The organism is Lentzea sp. NPDC036955 (assembly GCF_055608005.1).
This window is the reverse complement of sequence record NZ_JBVJRC010000011.1, coordinates 97,233-117,737: the sequence shown is the minus strand read 5'-3', so window position 1 is coordinate 117,737 and position 20,505 is coordinate 97,233. Positions and strand designations below refer to the sequence as shown.

14 protein-coding genes are annotated in these 20,505 nt (G+C 67.0%); 10 read left to right on the top strand and 4 right to left on the bottom strand.

What is annotated here, in order from left to right:
- The first annotated feature begins 23 nt into the window (after positions 1-23).
- On the top strand, positions 24-692 hold the full coding sequence (locus ACZ7CF_RS34050; RefSeq protein ID WP_470371610.1) for an HAD family hydrolase: 669 nt from the start codon (positions 24-26) through the stop codon (positions 690-692).
- Positions 693-698: 6 nt separating this feature from the next.
- On the opposite strand, the gene ACZ7CF_RS34045 is transcribed toward ACZ7CF_RS34050, so the two are convergent.
- A complete protein-coding gene (locus ACZ7CF_RS34045; protein WP_470371609.1) occupies positions 699-1,985 on the bottom strand; it encodes a hypothetical protein in 1,287 nt (428 codons plus the stop codon).
- A 611-nt stretch (positions 1,986-2,596) separates the two neighbouring features.
- Here ACZ7CF_RS34045 and ACZ7CF_RS34040 point away from each other — a divergent pair.
- From ACZ7CF_RS34040 to ACZ7CF_RS34000, 9 genes are all read left to right on the top strand, one after another.
- Positions 2,597-3,403 (top strand): GPP34 family phosphoprotein, encoded by an 807-nt coding sequence (locus tag ACZ7CF_RS34040; protein ID WP_470371608.1) that lies wholly within the window; start codon positions 2,597-2,599, stop codon positions 3,401-3,403.
- A gap of 48 nt (positions 3,404-3,451) precedes the next feature.
- Complete coding sequence (locus ACZ7CF_RS34035) at positions 3,452-4,945, top strand: APC family permease (protein WP_470371607.1); 1,494 nt, start codon at positions 3,452-3,454, stop codon at positions 4,943-4,945.
- Positions 4,942-5,541 (top strand): GNAT family N-acetyltransferase, encoded by a 600-nt coding sequence (locus ACZ7CF_RS34030; RefSeq protein WP_470371606.1) that lies wholly within the window; start codon positions 4,942-4,944, stop codon positions 5,539-5,541. The genes ACZ7CF_RS34035 and ACZ7CF_RS34030 overlap by 4 nt, the downstream gene beginning before the upstream one ends.
- A gap of 328 nt (positions 5,542-5,869) precedes the next feature.
- Entirely contained in the window at positions 5,870-6,583 is a 714-nt protein-coding gene (locus ACZ7CF_RS34025) for a GOLPH3/VPS74 family protein (RefSeq protein WP_470371605.1), read from the top strand.
- Between the two features lie 180 nt (positions 6,584-6,763).
- Positions 6,764-7,474 carry a GNAT family N-acetyltransferase gene (locus tag ACZ7CF_RS34020; RefSeq protein WP_470371604.1) on the top strand — a complete coding sequence of 237 codons (711 nt, stop codon included), beginning with the start codon at positions 6,764-6,766 and terminating at the stop codon, positions 7,472-7,474.
- Between the two features lie 247 nt (positions 7,475-7,721).
- Positions 7,722-8,738: a hypothetical protein gene (locus tag ACZ7CF_RS34015; protein WP_470371603.1), complete on the top strand. Its 1,017-nt coding sequence runs from the start codon at positions 7,722-7,724 to the stop codon at positions 8,736-8,738.
- Between the two features lie 243 nt (positions 8,739-8,981).
- The gene (locus ACZ7CF_RS34010) at positions 8,982-11,273 is read left to right on the top strand and encodes a helicase associated domain-containing protein (protein WP_470371602.1); all 2,292 of its coding nucleotides are present in this window, start codon (positions 8,982-8,984) and stop codon (positions 11,271-11,273) included.
- Positions 11,274-11,397: 124 nt separating this feature from the next.
- A complete protein-coding gene (locus tag ACZ7CF_RS34005) occupies positions 11,398-16,914 on the top strand; it encodes a helicase associated domain-containing protein (protein ID WP_470371601.1) in 5,517 nt (1,838 codons plus the stop codon).
- A 296-nt stretch (positions 16,915-17,210) separates the two neighbouring features.
- Positions 17,211-17,744 carry a DUF3558 family protein gene (locus ACZ7CF_RS34000; protein WP_470371600.1) on the top strand — a complete coding sequence of 178 codons (534 nt, stop codon included), beginning with the start codon at positions 17,211-17,213 and terminating at the stop codon, positions 17,742-17,744.
- 395 nt (positions 17,745-18,139) lie between these two features.
- Here the strand turns inward: ACZ7CF_RS34000 and ACZ7CF_RS33995 are convergent, their stop codons facing one another.
- The 3 genes from ACZ7CF_RS33995 to ACZ7CF_RS33985 all read right to left on the bottom strand — a co-directional run bounded on the left by ACZ7CF_RS33995 (position 18,140) and on the right by ACZ7CF_RS33985 (position 20,470).
- Positions 18,140-19,036: an aminoglycoside phosphotransferase family protein gene (locus tag ACZ7CF_RS33995; protein WP_470371599.1), complete on the bottom strand. Its 897-nt coding sequence runs from the start codon at positions 19,034-19,036 to the stop codon at positions 18,140-18,142.
- A 70-nt stretch (positions 19,037-19,106) separates the two neighbouring features.
- Positions 19,107-19,586 carry a hypothetical protein gene (locus tag ACZ7CF_RS33990; RefSeq protein WP_470371598.1) on the bottom strand — a complete coding sequence of 160 codons (480 nt, stop codon included), beginning with the start codon at positions 19,584-19,586 and terminating at the stop codon, positions 19,107-19,109.
- A 551-nt stretch (positions 19,587-20,137) separates the two neighbouring features.
- Positions 20,138-20,470 (bottom strand): SAM-dependent methyltransferase, encoded by a 333-nt coding sequence (locus ACZ7CF_RS33985; protein ID WP_470371597.1) that lies wholly within the window; start codon positions 20,468-20,470, stop codon positions 20,138-20,140.
- Between the last annotated feature and the right edge of the window lie 35 nt (positions 20,471-20,505).

The window sequence follows — 20,505 nt, the reverse complement described above, 5'->3', positions numbered from 1 at the left end:
ATGCCGATCAACTGGAGGACGTTATGACCCGAATCGAGGCCGTCGTGTTCGACGTCGGCGAGATCGTCGTGGACGAGACCACTGAGTACGGCACGTGGGCGGACTACCTCGGCGTGTCTCGCCACGCATTCTCGGCGGCGTTCGGTGCCACCATCGCCCGCGGCGAGGACTACCGCCGGACGTTCCAGATCTTCCGCCCCGGCTTCGACTTGGCCACCGAACGCGCCGCACGCGCGGCTGCAGGCAAACCCGAGACCTTCACCGCCGATGACCTGTACCCCGACATTGTCGACTGTCTCAAGCAGCTGCGGCGCAGCGGTGTCCAGGTAGGACTGGCCGGTAACCAGACCACGCGCGCCGGCGAGCTCCTGCACGGGCTGAACCTGCCCGTCGACTGGATTCGTACCTCCGACAGCTGGGGCGTCGAGAAACCGTCGCCGGAGTTCTTCGACCGCACCGTCGAGGAGACGAAGGTCGCGGCGGAGCACGTGCTTTACGTCGGCGATCGGATCGACAACGACATCGCGCCCGCTCAGCGGGCCGGGATGCAGACCGTCCTGGTCAAACGGGGCCCTTGGGGGCTTATCTTGCACGACGAGGCCGTCGAGGAGGCGTGCTTCGCCGTCCTGGACGACCTCGTGCCGCTGCCTCGCCTCGTCGCCGAGCACAACAACGCCGCAGTCGAGGGCTGAGACGACCTAGGAACCGGCCGAGGGCAACGCGAGGACGACTCCGCGCCGCCGTTCGTCGATTTCTGCGGCGAACGGCGTGCCCTGCAACGCCTGGATGACCGTCGTGAGGCGCTCGAGCCCGACTGCGTACGGTGCGGTCAGCAGTTCCTCGCAGCCTTGACGCGCCGTGGCCGCCGCCTGCTCGGCGTCGTCGCTCTGAGCGACTGCGAGGTCGAACAGAGCCACGGGACGTTGTTTCGCACTCGCACCGCCCAACGACTGCAGTGCTTCCGACAACAACGCCGCTGCCTTGCTGTTGTTGCCCGCCACGAGGTGTGCTTTTCCGGCGAACCCAAGAAATCTCGACCGGTCGAACCAGTCCAGCCACACCGGGTTCTCGCCGGCTGTCTCCAGGGCAGTCTGGGCGGTCCTGATGCTGGACAGGCCGCGCTCCGCACGGCCTGTCGCACCGTAGATCTCGCCGGCCGCGCAATGCGCCCACGCGCGCAGAAGGGGACTGGTCGCGTACCGCAGGTACCCCAGCCCTGCATCGAGCGCTTGGTCCGCCAGTATTCTGTGTCCCGCGAAGCCGGGAATGAAAGCGTGGTGCACACAGATCGCGGCGGTGAGCTCGTCGTCGCCTGCGGCTTCACTCGCGTCCCGCGCGACCTCGAAACACGCGTCTGCCAGGCTCGCCTGGCCGAGGTCGAAGAACGCCAGCCGGCCTGCGAGCAGGCCTTGGCGCGCCACAGCCGAGGCGAGTGACTTGAACCTTTCGCTGTCGGCCTGGGCAGGTTCGAGCAGCCCGACACCGACCTTGAGCTGGTCCAGTGCGTAGTCGAGCAGTTGACCCGCGTGCATGTCTTGGTACCACCGCTCGTGCATGCTGACGTTGTCGCCGCATGTGGCGACGTCCCGCGGGTCCAGACTCAGACCGGCGGCAGAGCCGCGGTTGACGTTGCGCCGTGCCTCGAGCCGGAGGTGCAGTCCGCGAACTTGCGTTTCCCGGGTGATCATGTGTCCTGCCGTAATTCCCAGTCGTCGAAAAACCTGTTCCACAACCTCTCCGACCAGAGTGCCCACGGCCGAGTGCTCACTCAGCGGCGGAGTGGCTGGTGCCTGCGGCAACGATTGAAGCTCCTCCGGTGACAGAATCCCGAGGTCGCTCGCTCGCGTGTTGAACACCAGCACGAGGTGTTTGCGGTGGATGTCACTCGGCCGGACCCGTCCGGCCTCCCAGTCGTAGATGTTGTCCGAAGTCACCGAAGTAGCCGCATCACCGGCTAGTGCCATGCTGGCCAGCAATTGCTTCACCAGCTCAGCGCCACTCCACCCGCGCTCCAGTCGCGCAGCGCGAAGCCGGGGACGCGGAACAGGCGGTGCTGGTCTGGCTTTCTTGCCCTTCCCGCCGGAACCGGCCACTGCTCCTCCTCCAGATCGCTCTGTTAGCCCTGCCTATGACGCTGTGTCCACAGTACGACCGCGATGTGCCGCGAGAGGAGCGGTTACGGCCACACCGGGGGTAGGACAGGGGGTTGGACGGGGGTATTTCCCGCGACTTGGACACGATTTGATCGTGCAGTCGGATCGGTCCTTCACAGCATCTCCGTTTTGGAACTGCTCGATGGCCGCCGTCAGAGCCGCCGTCCCCCAGTACTTGGCGGCGGGCCGGTTCGCAGCCATCCCCCCGGCTGTGAACCGGTCGGCGGATCTTGTCCGCGACTGCCTTGGAGGTGATCACATATGCCCGCGTGCGACGACCGTGCGTCAACAACGCCGGCTGGCCAGTATCACCTGGCGTCTTCGCGGCCGTGGCGAGACGACACGGGGCGTGTCGGTCAACGACAGAGCCTTCCGCCGGGTTGCGTGGCTGGTTGGCCGGATGAGGCCATCGTGCTACCGCAGGCACGTCTCGGGCGGCTCGCATGAGCATCAAGCTGCATCACCCCAACCTGCTGATCGCCAGCCGGGCGTGGTTGTGCACACGTGAGGAGTTCCACGGCCGCAGTGGTTGCGGCGAGACTCTCACGAGAACTGTGGTCGCCGCCGCGCTGCTCGGCGAGCAGATGCTGCTGGAGACGATGTCGGTCGAAGACAGCCGCGTCGTGGTCTTCGACGAGCTCATGCCCTTCTACGGCGATCTGCTGACCCACGAGGTAGCGAACAAGCTTGTCACGCAGCGCCTGATCTCCCCGCAGCTGCGGGGATCCGGTTCACGGCACTCGCGCTCCGCAGCAGGCACTGTGCTTGGCCGAGCCTGCCATCTAGGCGACGACGTGCAGGTCTGCCGTGAAGATCCGGCGGTGCGTCACGTCTACCACAACGTTCTGGCAAGCCCAGACGTGACGCACCCTCAGGATTGGCTTGAGGTGCTCAGCGAAGACGCCTACGAGCTGGTCGCACACAGACTCGTCTCATGGGGAGTCGTCAGGCAGGTGAAACGCGGGCGATTCCGGGTTCATACCGACTACGACGTGATCGACGTCGACGATGTCGCAATCGCATCCGCGACTGTGTCCAGCCACGTGGCCAACCGACGCCCCCACATTTCCCGCGGTGATGCACTGCTACTCGGACTGATCAGAGCATCCAAGCTCGACAAGCACGTCCTCGGCCCGGCCGCGGCAGACTCCGCCGACTACATCGTCGGCCAAGTCGCACATCTCGGCTCCTGGGAACAATCCCTGATCACCGAAACCGAGACCTTTGCGACCAACAAGACCCTTCTCTGAATCGCGCCGCCACCACGCATACCTGCCCTGCCCGAACGGAGTCCCGTCGTGCCTCACCCCAGCGCTGCCAAGCGCAAGCTCAGCGCCGGCAAGCTCAGCACCGCAGGCATCGCGGCTCTTGCGATGTGCGCCGTTACGCCCATGACCGTCGCCAACGGCATCATTCCCTCCGCGTACGACGCCACGGGCATCACCGCGCTGCCGCTGGCCTTCGCAGTGGTGCCCGCGATCTTCGGGCTGTTCTCGGTCGGATTCCTCGCGATGGCACGCCACATCCGCAACCCCGGCGCGTTCTACGCCTTCATCGCCACCGGCCTCAACCCCTCCGCCGGCATCGCGGCCGCGTGGGTGGCGCTGATCTCCTACTGCGCGTTGCAGATCGGCCTGTACGGCGCGATCGGCCCCGCACTGGCGCCGATCCTCGATCGGCACGGCATCCACGACCTGCCCTGGGCGATCCCCGCAACCACCATGCTCATCGTCGTGACCATCATGGGCCTGCAGAAGATCACACTCAGCACGTGGCTTCTCAAAGTCGTGCTCATCGTGGACACCGCCTGGATCGTGATCACGATGCTCGTGCTACTCGCGAACCCCGCGCCCGGAACCACGCTCGCCTCGACCGCCAGCTCCGTGTTCTCCGTCGACAGCCTCTCCGCCGCCTTGGTCGGCATGCTCATCGCCGTGCTCGGCTGCGTCGGATTCGAAATGACCGCCGTCTACGGGCCCCGCGCCCGCGGCGAGCGCACCGTGCCCCGGGCCACGCGCGCCGTTCTAGCCGCCCTCGGGATCGTCTACGTGCTCGTCGCACTGGGACTGCTTGTCGCGGTAGGCCCCAACTCCATCCAGGACCAAGCCCACACTCAGGGGCCCCAACTGGTGTTCAATCTCGCTCGGACGCATTTCGGCGAGTTCGGACAAACGTGGGTCCAGCTCGGCGAAGTCCTGTTCGCGATCGGTGTGTTCGCCGCGGGACTGTCCTTCCTGACCACGTTCGGGCAGTACGCCTTCTCGCTGGGACGCGAAGGGGCACTTCCGGCTTCCTGGGGATTCGACCAGGTCTCGCCGCGAACCGAAGCACCGGTGCGGGCAATCCTCGTGCAAAGCGCCGTCGCATACCTGTTCATCATGATCGCGGGCGTCAACGGCTGGGACCCGATGATGGACCTGTTCTTCCGCTTCGGTGCCATCGGCGCACTTGGCGTACTCATCCTGCTGACTGGCGTCAGTGTGGCCGCCCTCCTGTTCCTCAACCGCCACCGCGCTGACTACCGCTGGTCGACCCGTCTCGGTTTCCCTGTCGCATCTGGCCTGGCGATCGTGGGACTGCTGATCCTGGCGGTGGCGAACTTCGACGTCGTGCTCAACAACCCCAATAGCATCCTGCGATGGGGTGCGCCGATCGGTTTCGTGGTCGTCATCCTGCTCGGCCTTGCTCACGCCGCACGGCTCAAAACCACGAACCCCGACAACTATGCCCGGCTCGGCCAGGGGTTCGACGCCGCCATCGCCAGCCCGATCCGCGCAGGACAAACCCGGTGACCGCCGTGACGGTCGTGCAGGCAGATCGCACCCAGCTCTTCATGGTCACGAACCTGGTGACCCGCAGCTTCTTCGATCTCGCGGTCGCGCGCTGGCTGGTGTCCGATCCCGAGGAACGGCGGTTCCCGCTGCGCGCACACATCCTGCTCGGCGTGCAGCAGGCCTTCGCGAACGGGCACATCGACGTGGCGGAGAACGACGCGGCGTCTGCGGTATGGCTGCGGCTGCCCGCAACCCCCTCACCGAACTACGAACGGAAACTGCGCCAGGCGTGCGGAGTGCACACCGACCGGTTCCTGTTGCTGGACGACACGTTCAAGAAATACCAGCCCGCCGATGGCGAGTGCATGTTGCTGATGTTCCTCGCCACGGATCCCGGACAGCAGAACCGGCACCTGGGCACGACGCTGCTGCGGCATCGGCACAGGGTGCTCGACGACCAGGGGATACCGGCGTTCCTCGTCGCCAGCTGCGAGCGGTCCCGCCGACTGTACGAACGTGAGGGATACGAACTGCTGCAGGCCTACCCGTTGCCCAACGGACCGATGATTTTCGCGATGATGCGGTCACCGCGAGCCCCATCCGCGACCAGCTGATCCGCACGGCGGCGACTACTGCCTCTGGTCGAGGGCTACGCCCGAACTTGCCGGAGGCCCGACCCTCTCCTCAACTCATGACTACAGTCCTTTTGCGACCTATCTTCACCGTCGCGACCGCCAGCGAAGTCTGCGAAACCAGGCCGCAGTTCACGGCCCGGCGCGACGTCGATGCCGCTCAAAGCCACCCGGCGCGAACTGGCCGCACGTGGTGGTCCGCAGATTCGGACGTTTGTACGGCATCCAACGGTTTCCCTCCGGGCCGCTGGCACCGCTGCGGCGCTCATGGGGTGCAGCCGGGTCACCAGAACGTGTGGGCGGTCGCTTCATGACAGCTGTCAGATCGTGGCCAGCGGATCCTGCCGCTGCCGACCAGTTTTACCTGAGCGCGCACGATGTGGGCGGTCATCTTCAGCTGACCAACCGCGCGATCGAGCTCGGCTCGGCGAGCGCAGTGCTCGCCGAGCTCGTCCTTAACGGGTGCCTGGCGCTGACTGACAAGGCGGCCTGGGTGGAGGAGAAAGGCAGGACGCTGCTGCGCGCTCCGAGGCAGCACGGGCAGTTCACCGTCGCGCATCTGGTGCTGGGCCGGATCGCCGGTTCTCCAGGCGCGTCACCGGATGACTGGATTCTTGTACTCGCAGCGGATGCGCCGCGGTGGATCGAGCAGCGCCTGCTCAGAGCAGGCATGGTCGAGGCGATCATGCCCACCTGGTCCCGGTTCATGAGCGTCACACCCCGGTACGCGCCCCGCGACCTCGCCGACCCGCACAAACTAGGCGACCACCTCCGGGATGCGCTGCTGCGCGAGGAGCACCTGACTGTCCAAGAGGTATTCCTCGCGGGCCTTCTCAAAGCCACCAACCTGCACCGCATCCGCATCGGAGACCTGCCGCGGCTCGACGACCTGATCGAACGCTGGATCCGCCTGCTCACCGCTGCCGCGCGTCCTGGCCACGCGGCAGCGGACACCTCGCTGGCAGTCCTGCTGGTCCATACCGAGCGTCTGCTCATCACCTCCACGCTCGCCCAGACCCTCTGATCGCACAAACTCCCCGGCCGGACGGATCACCAGCCGGACAGATCACCGACCGACCCCACCTGTGACTGACCTACGCATCTACCTTCTGCCTGGAGGGACCTCCCTGGTTATGGCCGCCAACGGATCCGCCGCCATTGCGCCATCAGCCGCCGTCGAGACCGACGACGTGGCGGTCGCGTGATGTCTACAACCGGGCCGACCATCACGATGGTCGACGGACGCACCGGCAAGGCTTACCCGATCACCAGCCTCGGCAGTGCCGGCATCACCGTCGACGACGTCGCGCAGCTGCTGGCCACGGCGTGCTTCGGTCTCCCGCAGGCGCAGTGGCTCGTTCGCTCCGAGGTCGAGCGCTTCAAGCCGCTGCGCAACTACTTCAGCATCGGCATCGAGTACGCGCTGCGGCACGGCCACATCGACCTCAGATCCGACATGCGCGCGGTCGCGGTCTGGGTACACGCCGATGACGGTTACCTGCCCGACCCGCTACCGGACTACGCGACGCGGCTGAAGCGTGGCACCGGCCCTCACTACGAGCGGTTCACGGCGTTCGACGCCACGCTGACGGACCACCACGTCGACGGGGTCTGCCACGACTACCTGATGAGCATCGGTGTCCACCCCACACACCAGGGAAACGGCTACGGCACCGCGCTGCTGAACCTGCATCATGGCCGCCTGGACCAGCTAGGCAGGGCGGCGTACCTGGAAGCCGCCACGGATCTCAACGTCGGCCACTACCGGCGACAGGGCTACCACACCTGCGGAACTTTTCACCTGCCGCTGCAGGGCCCGCCCATACGCCGCATGTGGCGTGAGCCCGACCCCATCGCAGCTTTCGGGCAGCACCACGCCGGGCGCGCGCCACGGGCAACTCGACCACCTTCCTGATAGGACGCATCTTCTGTGTGCTCGTCGTGACCGCGACGTGGATGCTGGCCGGCGGCCGCGGTGAAACGGTCTCTCGCAGACCGCCGTGCTGATCATCTCCGTTGCGCAACTTCCGCCGTGCTCGCAAGTCGTGGCGACGGACACCACCACGATCGCCCTTGCGTGCCCGGTCCCTTGCTCACCCAGCCTGAGACCCCGCCAGACCACCGACCGACTCGTACCCGCACCTGGGAGTACCTCACTCGTCATGTCCGACACCCGTTCCGTCACCAGACCGGCACTCGTTGCCACTAGTACCGGCTTGACTGGCGGTCTCGGCGGCACCGGTGCCGCCGAGACCGCGGCGGCTGGCATGCTCCACCACCGCACCGTCCCGAACTTCGACCACACCATCGAGCGTGTCTGTGGTGACGAGCCGGACCGGCTGGCACTGGTCGCCGCGGTGCTTGCGTGCCGATTGCAGGACCTCGACATCGCGCGGTGGCTGATCGACGACCCCGCCCGGCGAGGCGAGGTCATGCACCACGCCGGCGTCATGTGGTGCGAGCACGCGCTGCGGCACGGCGAGATCCATCTCGCGACCCACCACCTCAAGGTCGACGGAGGCACCCGCACCGCGCAGGTGCCCCAGGCCGCGGCGATCTGGTTGCACTACGACCAGACCGGCAATCCACCCCCACCGCCGCGCGACTACCGTGCGCGGCTCGTCGCGGACTGTGGCCCCTGTGCGGATCGATTCGCGGTGCTGGACGAGCTGATCGATGAGCACCGACCGCTCGACCGCGGGCCACACCACTATCTCGCGTCCCTGGCCGCGATCCATCCCGGGCTCGGCGAGGGCATCGCGCTGCTGCGCCATCACCTGCCCGTACTCGACGCCCAGGGAGTGGGCGCCTACCTCGTCGCCCCGGACTCGCACGCCCGCAACCTGTACACGCGCTTCGGCTTCCAAGTCCTCGACCGGACCCTGGAACTGCCCGGCATCGACGACGCCAGCTCGTGTCACGTCATGTACCCGATGTGGCGCTGGCCTGCCGGCGCCGTAACCGCCATGCCGATCGACCTGGCCGCCAGGGCTCCCCACGTCGGCGCATTCCGGCCCGGACACGACGGACTTGACCTGATACACGGCTTCGACCAGTACCGCCTAAGCGCCGTCTCCTACCTCCGTTCCGCCTTGGCTGCGCGCATGGGCGCACCGCCACCAGGGCAGCACGGTGCGCAGGGCGAGGCGGCATCGTCCTTTAGCCGATGCTACCGATAACGACGACGACACCATGCCGGTTGCCGGTGTCGTCTTGCCAGCGACCCAGCTGCGTGTGCCGGGCGGTATTCATCGGAGCAGATGAATCCGCTTGACTCGTCCGCGCACTATCGCAGGCCGGGCATTGCAGAATTATCAACCTGAATAAGTTACCGGATGATTCCACGGTGTCGGTGCGGCCGGTCTATCCGCTGTCGGCGCTGGCGCGGGATTCATCTTCGACTCGATTAGTGAGGGGTTCTGGTGGTATCTGCACGTCGTCCAAGCGCGCCGCCGGCGCCGCGCGTGCCGAAGAAGAATGCGCTCAGCGCTGCGCCCGCGGGATCGGAGCCGGCGCTGTTCTCCTTGGAGACCATTACTGGCGACGGCCGCAAAAAGATCGGCGACCGGTACTACCAGGTCGAGGCCGTCCAGCACATCGAAGCAGGGCTTCGACTGGGCGGTCGTGGGCAACTGCGCTCGGCCTGCGGCACGGGTAAGACCGTGATGGCGCAGCGTGCGGCGGAGTTGCTGTGCCGGTTCGGCGGCCTGGTTGTGGTGCTGTGCCCCTCGATCGCGCTGGTCTCACAGACCCTGCGTGAGTGGGCAGTGACCAATACCGATCACGTTGCGTTGGCCGTGTGCGGTGACGAGACCGTTGCCGACGCGGTTGTAAGCACGAAGGACCTGCCGGCGAAGGTCACCACCGACGCCGAGGAGGTGGCAGCGTGGTTGCGTGCCCCGACCGCAGCCAAGCTTCGGCTGATCGTGGGCACCCACCGCTCCGCCCACGTTGTCGGTGAGGCGCTGCACCTCATCGGCGGCGAAGCCGACTTGCTGATCATCGACGAGGCTCACCGGTCGGCGGGCCACGTGGACAAGCACACCGCGCTCGTCCACGACGATACGCGGCTGCCGGCCACGCGCCGGTTGTACGCCACCGCGACACCGAAAGTGCTCAAGGACAAGGTTCATTACCGCTACCGCAGTGGCAAAGGAAGTGGCGGCACCAAAAGCGTCACCAAGCACTCGGTCGGGATGGACGACGAAAGTATTTTCGGCCGGGTCCTCTACAACTACCCGTTCTCTCAGGCGATTGACGACGGGTACCTGGACAACTACCGGTTGCTGGTCATGGGCGCGACCCGCAAGGAGATCACCGAGCACCTGGCGAACCTCCCACGCGGCGCGACCGCAGGTCTGTCAACAATCGACCTGCACACCGCGATGGTGCAGACGGTGCTGGCCAAAGCCGCCCGGGAGTTCAGCCTCCGGCGCATCTTGACGTTCTGCGGCCGCCTCAACGAGGCCAGTCACTTCGCGCGCACTATGGCCCGCACCATCTCAGCGCTTCCTTCCTCGATGCGCCCGGAAAGCCACCTCACCACCGCCTACGTCAACGGTGGCATGACCACCACCGAACGCGAACAGCGTCTCGGCCTGCTGGTGGAACCGCCCGACAACGGCTGGACGGTCGTGACGAACGTGCGATGCCTGAATGAAGGTGTCGATGTTCCCGCGATCGACTGCGTCGCATTCACGCGGCCTAAGCAGTCGGTCAGCGAAATCGTGCAGGCAGTCGGCCGCGCGTTGCGCCGAGATCCCAGCGGTACCGGCGTCGCCACGATCCTGGTTCCGATCCTTCTGCCCGATGACCCCGGCGACTTCGACGCGGCCGAGATCGCTACGGACTATCGGCTGCTGTGGCAGGTCGTACGGGCCCTGCGCGCACACGACCAGAAGCTCGGCGCCACCCTCGACCACGCCGACCTGCCTCGCACCGCCCCTCGCTACTACTACGACGAGCAGCCCCTGGAACACATCCAGGTCAACCTGCCGCCCGGCTACGACGACGGCAGCTTCCTGCAGCATCTGACCACGAAGATCATCACCGCGGCGCGCAGCCCGTGGTGGGACGGCTACGCGGCTCTCAAACAGTTCCATGAGCAGTACGGCCACGCCCAGGTCCAACACGACTACGTCACCGAGGACGAGCAGCAGTACAAGCTCGGGACCTGGGCGAACGGCACCCGTGAGCTGTACCGTCACGGCCGCCTGGACGCCGAGCGCAGGCACGCGCTGGACGAGCTCGGCTTCGACTACCTGCCCTTCGCGATGGATTGGGCCGCCGGGCTGCGCGCGGTCACCGACTTCCACGCCGAGCACGGCCACCTGGAGCCGGTGCGGTCACTACGCATGCACGGTGTGGAGCTGCTGGCATGGCTGGACCGCCAGCGCGCCCGAGCCGCCGCCGGCGAGCTGGCCGACAGCCGCCGGGCCCAGCTCGACGCAATGGGCATGCGCTGGCATGCCAAACCGGAATCCTTCGACGACCACCTCGTCGCCCTGCAGGACTATCACCGCCGTCACGGCAACATCACCATCACGCCCGACCCGGACACCCCTGACGGGCGGCTGGGCCGCTGGCTGGTGGAGGCACGCATCGGCCGCAAGAGAGGCACGCTCACCGAGGACCAGATCGCGCAGCTCGACGCCCTGGGAATGCAGTGGAGTGCCCAGCGCGCCTTGGCCCCGAACCGTCAAACAGACGGGTAGCCGGCCATCACGCCACCGGTCCTGCGCTCGGTGACACCTTGTCGCCTTGCTTCACACAGCCCCTATTCGTCGGGCTCACATCCCGTTGTCGCGCTTCGCGCGTGTGTACCCCTCAGGATTACCGTTGCCATCTCGTACGTTTGCTTCGCCACCGGTCTGCTACGAGCCGCTGTTCGCCCCGTCGCCGCTGCCGCCCCGGATCACGTCTCTGACAGGGTTCAGTGATCGTCCCTACCAGATCCGCGGCGTCGGCGAGGTCGTCCACGGCCTGCGAGACGGAGGCCGAGGCCAGCTGCGCTCGGCTTGCGGTACCGGCAAGACGAAGATGGCCTACTGGGCGGCCGAGCGGCTGGTGCATCACGGTGGCGTCGTCGTCGTGGTCGCCCCCACCGTGGGCCTGGTCGCTCAAATCCTGGCAGCATGGGCCGACGAATCCACCGCTCACCGCGCGCTGGCCGTCTGCAGCGACCTCTCGGTCCGCGACGACAGCTACGGCGGTACCGAGGACATCCTCGAGCCGGTCACAACCGACTCCGACGTCATCGACGCATGGCTGCGCAGAGACAACACCGCCGCTGTCCAGCTCATCGTCGGCACCCACGCCTCTGCGCACGTCATCGGCGAAGGCCTGCAGAAAGCCGGCCGCATCGCGGACCTGCTGATCGTCGACGAGGCACACCGCACCTCCGGCTGGATCGGCAAGAAGACCGCGCTGCTGCACGATGACGAAGTGCTCCCCGCGGCCCGGCGGCTCTACATGACCGCCACCCCCCGCGTGTGGGACTCCAGCAAGGTCTCGGGCACCGCGACCTACAGCATGGACGATGAGCGCGTCTTCGGCCGGGTCCTGTGCAACTATCCGTTCTCCAGCGCCATCGCCGACGGCTACCTCGACGACTACCGGCTGGTGGTCATCGGTGTCACCCAGGCCGAAGTGCTGGCCGGGCTCCGCAAAACCAAAAATCGCGCCACTTCCGGTGCGAGGCTGCCCGACGAGCACACGGCGATGGTGCAGATCGCCACCGCTCGTGCCGCTGCCGAGCTCGGGCTGCGCCGTGTCATCGCGTTCTGCCCGCTGGTCGACGATGCCCGCCGGTTCGCAGAGACCTTCCCGCAGACCATCGACGCGATGCCCGCCGCATTGCGACCGTCCCGGCCGCTGCACGCCGCGCACGTGCAGGGCAGCATGAAACAGGCGCAGCGCCGCACAATCCTCTCAGCCCTCGCCTCGCCGCCTGATGACGGCTGGACGGTCGTCAGCAACGCGAAGTGCCTGTCCGAGGGCATCGACGTCCCCACGATCGACGGAATCGCTTTCACAGCACCGAAATCATCCCCGGTCGACATCGTGCAGGCCGTCGGCCGGGCGCTGCGCCGCGACCCCAGCGGTAGCGGAACCGCAACCATCATCGTGCCGATCCTGCTCGACGACGATGACAGCGGCGACGACGAGACCATCGACGCGGGGCGGTACGAGGTTCTGTGGCAGGTGGTGCGGGGTCTACGTGCCCACGACGAGGTCTTCGGCGCCGCACTCGACAGATTCCGCGTCGATCAGGTCCACAACAAGACCACGGTGCTGCCGCGACTGGAGTTCATACTCCCGGACACGCACCGAGTACCCGAATTCGCCGAGTATCTGACGATTCGGATGGTCAAGTCGACCACCTCGAAGTGGTGGGAAGGCTACGGCCACCTGGTCGACTTCCACGCTCGTGAAGGCCACAGCAGGGTCAACCACCTCCATCGCACCCGCGACGGGTTCGACCTCGCCGGCTGGGTCAGCACCGCCCGCGTGGCGTACAAGCAGAACCGGCTGGCGCCCGACCGGCTCGAAGCCCTGCGCAAGCTGGACTTCATGTTCGACCCCCGCGCCGCGGACTGGGAGGAGGGATTCCACGCAGCGCAGGCCTACTACACCGAGCACGGCCATCTGCAGCCAACCGAGAAGGACGCCGGCGACGGAGTGCGCCTGTGTCGCTGGCTACGCCGGCAACGCGATGCGCGATCACGCGGAACCCTGGCCGCGGACCGCCAACACCGGCTCGACCAGATCGGCATGCTCTGGACCAAGGACGAGACGTGGCGGGAAAAGGTCGCCGAGGTGCGCGACCACTACACCGAGCACGGCACACTGCCCAACCCGAAACCCTATGAGCGCCTCTCCGCCGCCATGGGAAAGCTCCGTGCCGCCCGCCAACGCGGCGACCTGAGCGCCGCGGTCATCGCCGAGCTCGACCAGATGGGCATGTCCTGGGCGGCACCGCCACCGGCGGACTGGTGGGAAGGCCACCGTCAACTGGCCGAATTCCACGCCCGTGAGGGGCACTGCCGAGTGCTGCAGACCCACATCACCGACACGGGCTTCGCCCTCGGTGCGTGGGCGACCAGCGCCCGCCGCCTGTACCGCAGCGGCGGACTCGATCCTGACCAGGCCGCCGCACTGGACGCTCTCGGGTTCGTCGCGGACCTCCGTGCCCGGAGCTGGGAAGACAATTTCGCTGCCGCCAGGGCATTTCATGCCGAATACGGTCACCTGCGCGTGTCCGACGACCTGCACTACAACGACATGCCCCTCGGCGCCTTCCTTCGCAAACAGCGCCAGGCTCACGCCCGCGGATCCTTGCCGGCCGACCGCAAGGCGTGCCTTGACGAGATCGGCATGCAATGGGACATGTCATCGCTGTGGCAGGACCGCATTCCGGAGATACGTGCCTATCACCGGCAGCACGGCCGGCTGCCCGAACGCCAGACCTTTCATCCACTCGCCGCCGCGCTGCGGGCCGTGCGGGCAGCACGCAAGCGCGGCGAGCTCGACGCCGAGCTCGTCGTCGAGCTCGACTCGATGGGAATGCCCTGGAAGCCGTCCGCAAGCGACATCTGGGACGGCTATCCCCACCTGGCGGCCTTCCGCGCCCGGGAAGGACACTGCCGCGTACCCACCGGCTTTGCCGCCGACGAGGAGTTCGAACTGGGCTCGTGGTGTGCCCACATCCGCAGCCGCGCCCGCGCCGGCCGTCTGACACCCGAGCAGATCGCAGCGCTGCAGAAGCTGGGCTTCTTCGACACCAAGGCCCATCGCTCCTGGAAGGACAGTTACGCCGTCGCCGTCCGGTATGCCGCCGAACACGGTGATCTCAACCCCGAGCACACCTGGCGCGACAGCGACGGGATCAACCTGAGCGCCTGGCTCGAACGGCAGCGCACTGCGCACACCAAGGGCACGCTCTCGGCCGAGCACAAGGCTCTGCTCGACGAGATCGACATGGACTGGGCCCCACGAGAAAACATCGACTGGGCGTCACAGCATCTGCCTGGGCTGGTGGCCTTCCACCGGGAACACGGCGCCCTGCCCACTGCGAGCACCGACAAGGCCTTGGCGGGGGTGCTCGCGCGGATGCGCACCGCGCACCGGCGCGGCGAGCTCGCCCAGCACATCGTCCGCACTCTCACCGAACTGGGCATCCACTGGACTCCGGACGACGCCTGGTGGGAGAACTATGCCCGGCTCGTGACGTTCCACAACACTTACGGACACACCCGCATCGCTGGCTCGTTTGTCACCGAGGACAAGTTCGCTCTGGGCGCGTGGGCATCCTCGGTGCGCGCCGCCTGTCGCAAGGGCCGTCTGGCGCCAGATCGAATCCGGGCCCTGGAGAAGATCGATTTCCCACTGAACAACAGAGATGCGCTGTGGGAGCACCAGTTCGGCGTCGCCGAGGCGTTCCGCCGCGAACGCGGTCACCTGCATCCCTCTCAGAGCTATCGCAGCCAGGGTGTGACGCTCGCGGTATGGCTCAAACAGCAACGCCAAGCCCGCGCGGAGGGAACCCTTGACCGGCAACGAGAAGCCAGGCTCACCTTCATCGGCATGACGTGGGAAACCGGCAACACCAGTTGGCATGACCGTCTCACCGAGATCCGGGACTACTACGCCGAGCACGGCCGGTTGCCTACCCAATCAACCCCCAAACTCGGCGGTTTGCTTGCCAGAATGCGCACTGCCCACAGACAAGGCAGGCTCGCCCAGGACTTGGTCCAGGCCCTTGAGGCGATGGGCGTCGTCTGGGATGCCGGCACCGTCGCCGAGGAGTCCTGGAACCGGCACCTGGCTGCGGCGACCCGGTTCCACGCGGTACACGGGCATCTCGAAGTCCGCCAATCGGACGTGCTCCATCCTCTGGACCGGGACATCAGCCTGTACGCGTGGCTCATCCGCCAGCGCACGGACCGGCAGAACGGAAAGCTCACCGACGAGCAGATCACGGCCCTGAACGCGGCGGGCATGATCTGGGACCTCACGCGCGCCTCCTGGGATCACAGCTACGGCCACTGCGCCACGTTCTTCGCCGAGAACGGCCACCTGCGTGTGCCCACGGGCCACACCGCCCGCAACGCCCGCGGCGAGGAGTACCGCCTCGACCACTGGATCCACAGGCAACGCATTCGGCGCAGCGCACTCACCGACGACCAGATCGCGCTCCTGGACCGTATCGGCATGGACTGGGACCCGCAGACCTCCCGATGGGAAGCCAGTCTCACCGCGCTGCAAGCGTTCCATCGGGAGAACGGCCACCTCGACATCCCCCACGACCTGACCAGCGACCGCGGCACCTTGCTGATCAACGTGCTCCGCCACTGCCGCGCACACCGCCGCCAAGGCACTCTGGATCCCGAGCGTGAGGCTGCTCTCGACGCCCTGGGCATCGACTGGGGGCCAGACGATCCGGTCGCCGCGGCCTGGGACCGCACCATGCAAACCCTGCGGGACTACCACAACGAGCACGGGAACATCCTGGTTCCCAGCGATCTCACCAACAGCGCAGGTGTGAACGTGGCGAACTGGGTGTTGCATCAGCGCCGACGTCATGCCGCCGGCGAGCTCACCGACAAGCAGATCGCCGACCTCGACAGCGTCGGCATGATCTGGGACAAGGGCGTCGCGCGATGGGCACGGGTGCTGCGGACCTTCACCGCCGTCCGCGAGCGCTACGGCACGGTCAACGTCACCAGCAAACAAGCCACCGCTGACCCTGAGGCCCGCGCGGTGTACAGCCTGGGCAGCCAGTACCGCTCAGCCCGCGCCAGAGGCGTGCTGTCACCGGAGAAGATCGAGGCGCTGGAAGCCCTGGGGTTTGAGTGGAACGTGGTCCATGCCCGCGAACGACGGTGGCAACAGGCCTACGAGTCGGTAAGCGCGTTTCATCACGAACACGGTCACATCGACATCCCGAACGACGTGCTGGACGCCAACGGCACGAAGCTGCACTCGTGGCTGGCCCACCAACGCAAACGACGCGCCCGCGGCACCCTGACCGCCGACCAGATCGCGGCCCTGGACCTCCTGGGCATGACGTGGGACCACTACCGCGACTTGTGGGACCGCGCGATCAGAGAAGCCGAACACCACGTCCGTACTGTCGGGCCATTGGCCGACATCCCGTCTCGAGGTCACAAGACCCCGACCGGATTCGACCTCTACCAGTGGTTCATGCGCCAGCGACGTCTAAACGAGCAAGGACAACTGTCCCCTGAGCGGGTAGAGCAGCTACGCGGGCTCGGAGTCCTGGCTGGTCGAACCCACAAGCCTGCCGTGTGGTCCGCAGCGGCCCACAACCATGATCCCGGCCCGGAAGACTGATGCCGGCCACCCCTCTGCGACCAACGCCCGGCAGCACCTTGCACACGGGACCGTCCAGCGCCGACCACATCCGTAGCAGACAGCTCCGGCTCGGCGAATCAGCATGATGCCGCGACCGGCACCCCGAGCTCGGCACAGGCGAAGGAGGCGCGGGCCTCGTCGTTCAGGGCCGCTGTGGCGCCTGATCAGGCAGAGACGATCAATGATTTCAAAGCCTCGCCGGACAAGAGCAGGCGCTCTAGCCGGCACGTGCAGAGAGCACGTCCACTCCGATGATTCGAATGTGATGGGAACTCATGAACCGCACGCGCATCGCCGTCGCTCTGGTCCTGCTCGCCACCGCCTGTTCCGCTGAGAAACCGGATGGTGCGCCTCATCCCGCGAACACTCAGTCGCCGGCGACCGGCGACGTCAGCTACACACCCGGCACTGGCCTCGTCGATGTCAAGCCCTGCGAGCTGATCACCAGCGCGGAAGCGGCCGGCCTCGGCATCGTCTCGCCGCGCCCCCGGACAACCGCGGGCCTGGCGACCTGCGAGTGGGATGGCAGCGGCAATGGCGGCGTGACCCTCGCTGTGGACGCCGTGCGGGGAGCCGGCAACCTGAACTACGCGGGCGACACCAAGACCCCGGCCCGGTTCGGCGAGCTCGAAGGCTTCATCGTCGCGGCGCCCGGCCAGGCGCAGGATCTCTGCCACGCGGTGATCTCCGTGTCCGACTCGTCCACCGTGCAGGTCGTCGCTAGCGCAGGCGGCGCATCGACCGACACCGCGAAGGCCTGCTCGCTGGCAACCAGATCGGCCGAGTTCGTGGCCGCCAAGCTGCCGTGAACCACGCCGCCCGGAGGAGACAATCAACGCCACACCGCACGCTGCGAAACAGGACGATGCTGTCCGCCGCTCGCCATCTGCTTGCGCAACACGGCCACACTGGCGAACGGCGGCCGCGGTGAAGCCTGCCGTGGTCGCCGCGGATGTCGCGTTCACCGCGACAAGAATGGGTGACACCGGCACAGGACCGATCAGGGCGTAGCCACCCTCACGGCACAGCCACCCACTTGTGAACGCGTCAGCCCAGGTCCAGTCAGCGATGGCTGAGTTCCGCACAGGCGTGCAACGCGCGCGGCCGCGGTGCTCGACTGTGCGGTGCGCATCAAGCACCTGCTCAACGAGACCCCCTCGATCGTCCGAGCGCACTTCATCGCAGCTCAACTCGAGACCGCGCGTCACACACTCTTCAGAACACGATCAAGTGCGGCCCGGCCCGCAGGTCCCCAGTGAGGCTTCCCGCCAGGAAGACCCCGATCTCCGTTCTGCCCCATGAGCATCAGGAATAGGCTCTTCATCGCGGCCAACCCGCGGGCCCGCCGGATCGTCGCCTCGTCCGCATGCGCGTACTGGTCGAAGAACCGTGCGGCCGTGCCCGCGGGGAGCAGCACCCATGCGGCGGCGAGGTCCCACGCTGGATCACCGGCGAACAGGTCACCGAAGTCGACGATGCCCGACAGCGTCCCGTCCGAGACGACGACGTTCGCGGGATGGAGGTCGCCGTGCACCCACACCGGCGGGCCCTCCCACACCGGGGCCGCAACAGCGTCGTCCCAGACGGCCTGGACGTCGGCAGCGATGTCGTCGGGGGTAACGGCCCGGAAGAAGTTCTCGATGCCGCCCGTGCAGTTCCTGGCATGGGCACCGCGGTCTGTGGCTATCGGTGCCTCGGCTGGTGCTTCTACATGAAGTGCCCGGAGGAAACCCGCCAGCGTATCGGCCGCGTGGGTGCCGCGGCTGATCGAGCCGTGGTCGAGTGGTTCACCCGGAACCCACGTCATCACGGTCCAGTGCTTGGGGAAGCGCTCGGACGGTTCGCCGAACCGCACCGGGGTCGGAACCGGCAGCGGCAAGCGCGGGGCCAACACCGGTAGCCAGCGCCGCTCCTTGAGCTGCAGCTCCGGGGTGGGGTCCATGCGCTGCATGCGCACGGCCAACTCGTCCCCGAGACGCCACATCTGGTTTCCCCAGCCGCCCGCCACCTCACGGATGGCCAGCCCTGCAAGGTCTGGATGTTGCTCCTGCAGCAGGTCGCGGACCAGGTCTCCGGTGATCTCGAACTCTGCTGCGGTCATACGACGTCACACTACCGAGACGGCACGCGGAGCGGCTCAACCGCTGCACAGGGATTCGGACAGCAAAGAGTCAAGCTCGGCCCACTGGTTTTCGACCGCAGGACGCGTCGTCGGGCAGCGCCACGTCCGCCTTCTCCACCAGCAGCGTCTGCACGGTCGATGCCCACTCCGTAGACAGGTAGAAGTGCAGCGCCAGGTCCCTCACCGTCGGGAGTACGACGCGACCTTGCTCTTCGCAGGCAATGAGCAGGGCCTTTTCGACCTCGGCGGCGTAGTGGGCCTTTGCGACGGTGTCCATCACCATCACGTCCGTGGGCCTCAGCTCCCGAGGCCGTGGAGGCAGGCGCAGGTCACGGCGTATCGGCAGGACCAGCTGATCCAGCAGGTCCCGGGCGATCCTGTACTTCCTCGTACGGGGGAGCAGTTCGATGAACCCGGCCTCGCGGAATGTGGCCAGAGCCCTGAAAACCTTCAGCACCTGCAGATCGAGCTCTGCGGCGATCGTCTCCGGATTGGCTGGTGCGCCTCGATCGAGCAGCAGCCTCAGCACGGCCACGCCTTCCTCCAAGCTGCACCGCGCACTGTCGGGCACGAGATGTTCTCCAATTCAGGATGAGCGAAGGCGCACTTCACGTCCTGGTCGCGCTGGCCAGCCATGATCACTACCCACGTGAACAGCTCCATCGCCGCCCGGCTGAGGTACGAGGTGCGGACGTACGCCGCAGTGGGCTCGGAGGAGATCACGACGCCTCACCTGCTCCGAGCGTGGCCGGCCGCAGACCTGGCAGAGAATTCCTCGGCGCGCATCCGCACGCGACGTGGTCGACCGAGCTCCAGCGCGTTCCAGACCCCGCCCTGCGGTCCGCGGGTGACCGACGCCGCCCACGGTGTCGGCCGCGCCGGGGGAGCACCTCGACGCGTCGTGCCGTCCGGTTCGGTATCGGCCGCGCACCGCGACCGCCGCCGCGGCCAGCCCGGCTCGACGGCGACCCCGGCGGCAACCGCGCGGTCGCGGTGCGGGCTCGGCGGCTCGTCGTACCGATCCCGAGTAGCGGTACGACGAGCTGTTCCGTGCCGGTTGCCGCGCCTGCAGGTGACCGGTCAGGCAGTCACCTGCAGAAATGCCCGGTTCTCCCGGGCGATACGAGCCGCACCGGGCTGCACTTTGATGATCTTTTGCGCCAGCAGGCGATCAGAAGCGAAGTTGTGGCCCCCACCGAGCAGATAGTCGTAGACCCTGGCAGCGCTGGGGATCGACGTGTCGATCCCCGGAAGTTCGGGCGCCACCCAGGCCTGCGCCGATGCCGCGGGTACCGGGTAGCCGGTGCCCGTCTGGCTGCCGGTTGTCGCCCCGGTCCTGCCTGGCCGGGGCGACTCCGCCGATCCGTGACGCACCACCATGTTCTCCTGGCCCGTATCGCCGAGCGAAGACACTATGGCCGGCCCCAGGGGTCACGTGGCTCGTGTGA

Coding starts and splice junctions, on each gene's coding strand:
- ACZ7CF_RS34050 (WP_470371610.1), top strand. CDS start 24: ATGACCCGAATCGAGGCCGTCGTGTTCGACGTCGGCGAGATCGTCGTG.
- ACZ7CF_RS34040 (WP_470371608.1), top strand. CDS start 2,597: ATGAGCATCAAGCTGCATCACCCCAACCTGCTGATCGCCAGCCGGGCG.
- ACZ7CF_RS34025 (WP_470371605.1), top strand. CDS start 5,870: ATGACAGCTGTCAGATCGTGGCCAGCGGATCCTGCCGCTGCCGACCAG.
- ACZ7CF_RS34020 (WP_470371604.1), top strand. CDS start 6,764: ATGTCTACAACCGGGCCGACCATCACGATGGTCGACGGACGCACCGGC.
- ACZ7CF_RS34015 (WP_470371603.1), top strand. CDS start 7,722: ATGTCCGACACCCGTTCCGTCACCAGACCGGCACTCGTTGCCACTAGT.
- ACZ7CF_RS34000 (WP_470371600.1), top strand. CDS start 17,211: ATGAACCGCACGCGCATCGCCGTCGCTCTGGTCCTGCTCGCCACCGCC.
- ACZ7CF_RS33995 (WP_470371599.1), bottom strand. CDS start 19,036: ATGACCGCAGCAGAGTTCGAGATCACCGGAGACCTGGTCCGCGACCTG.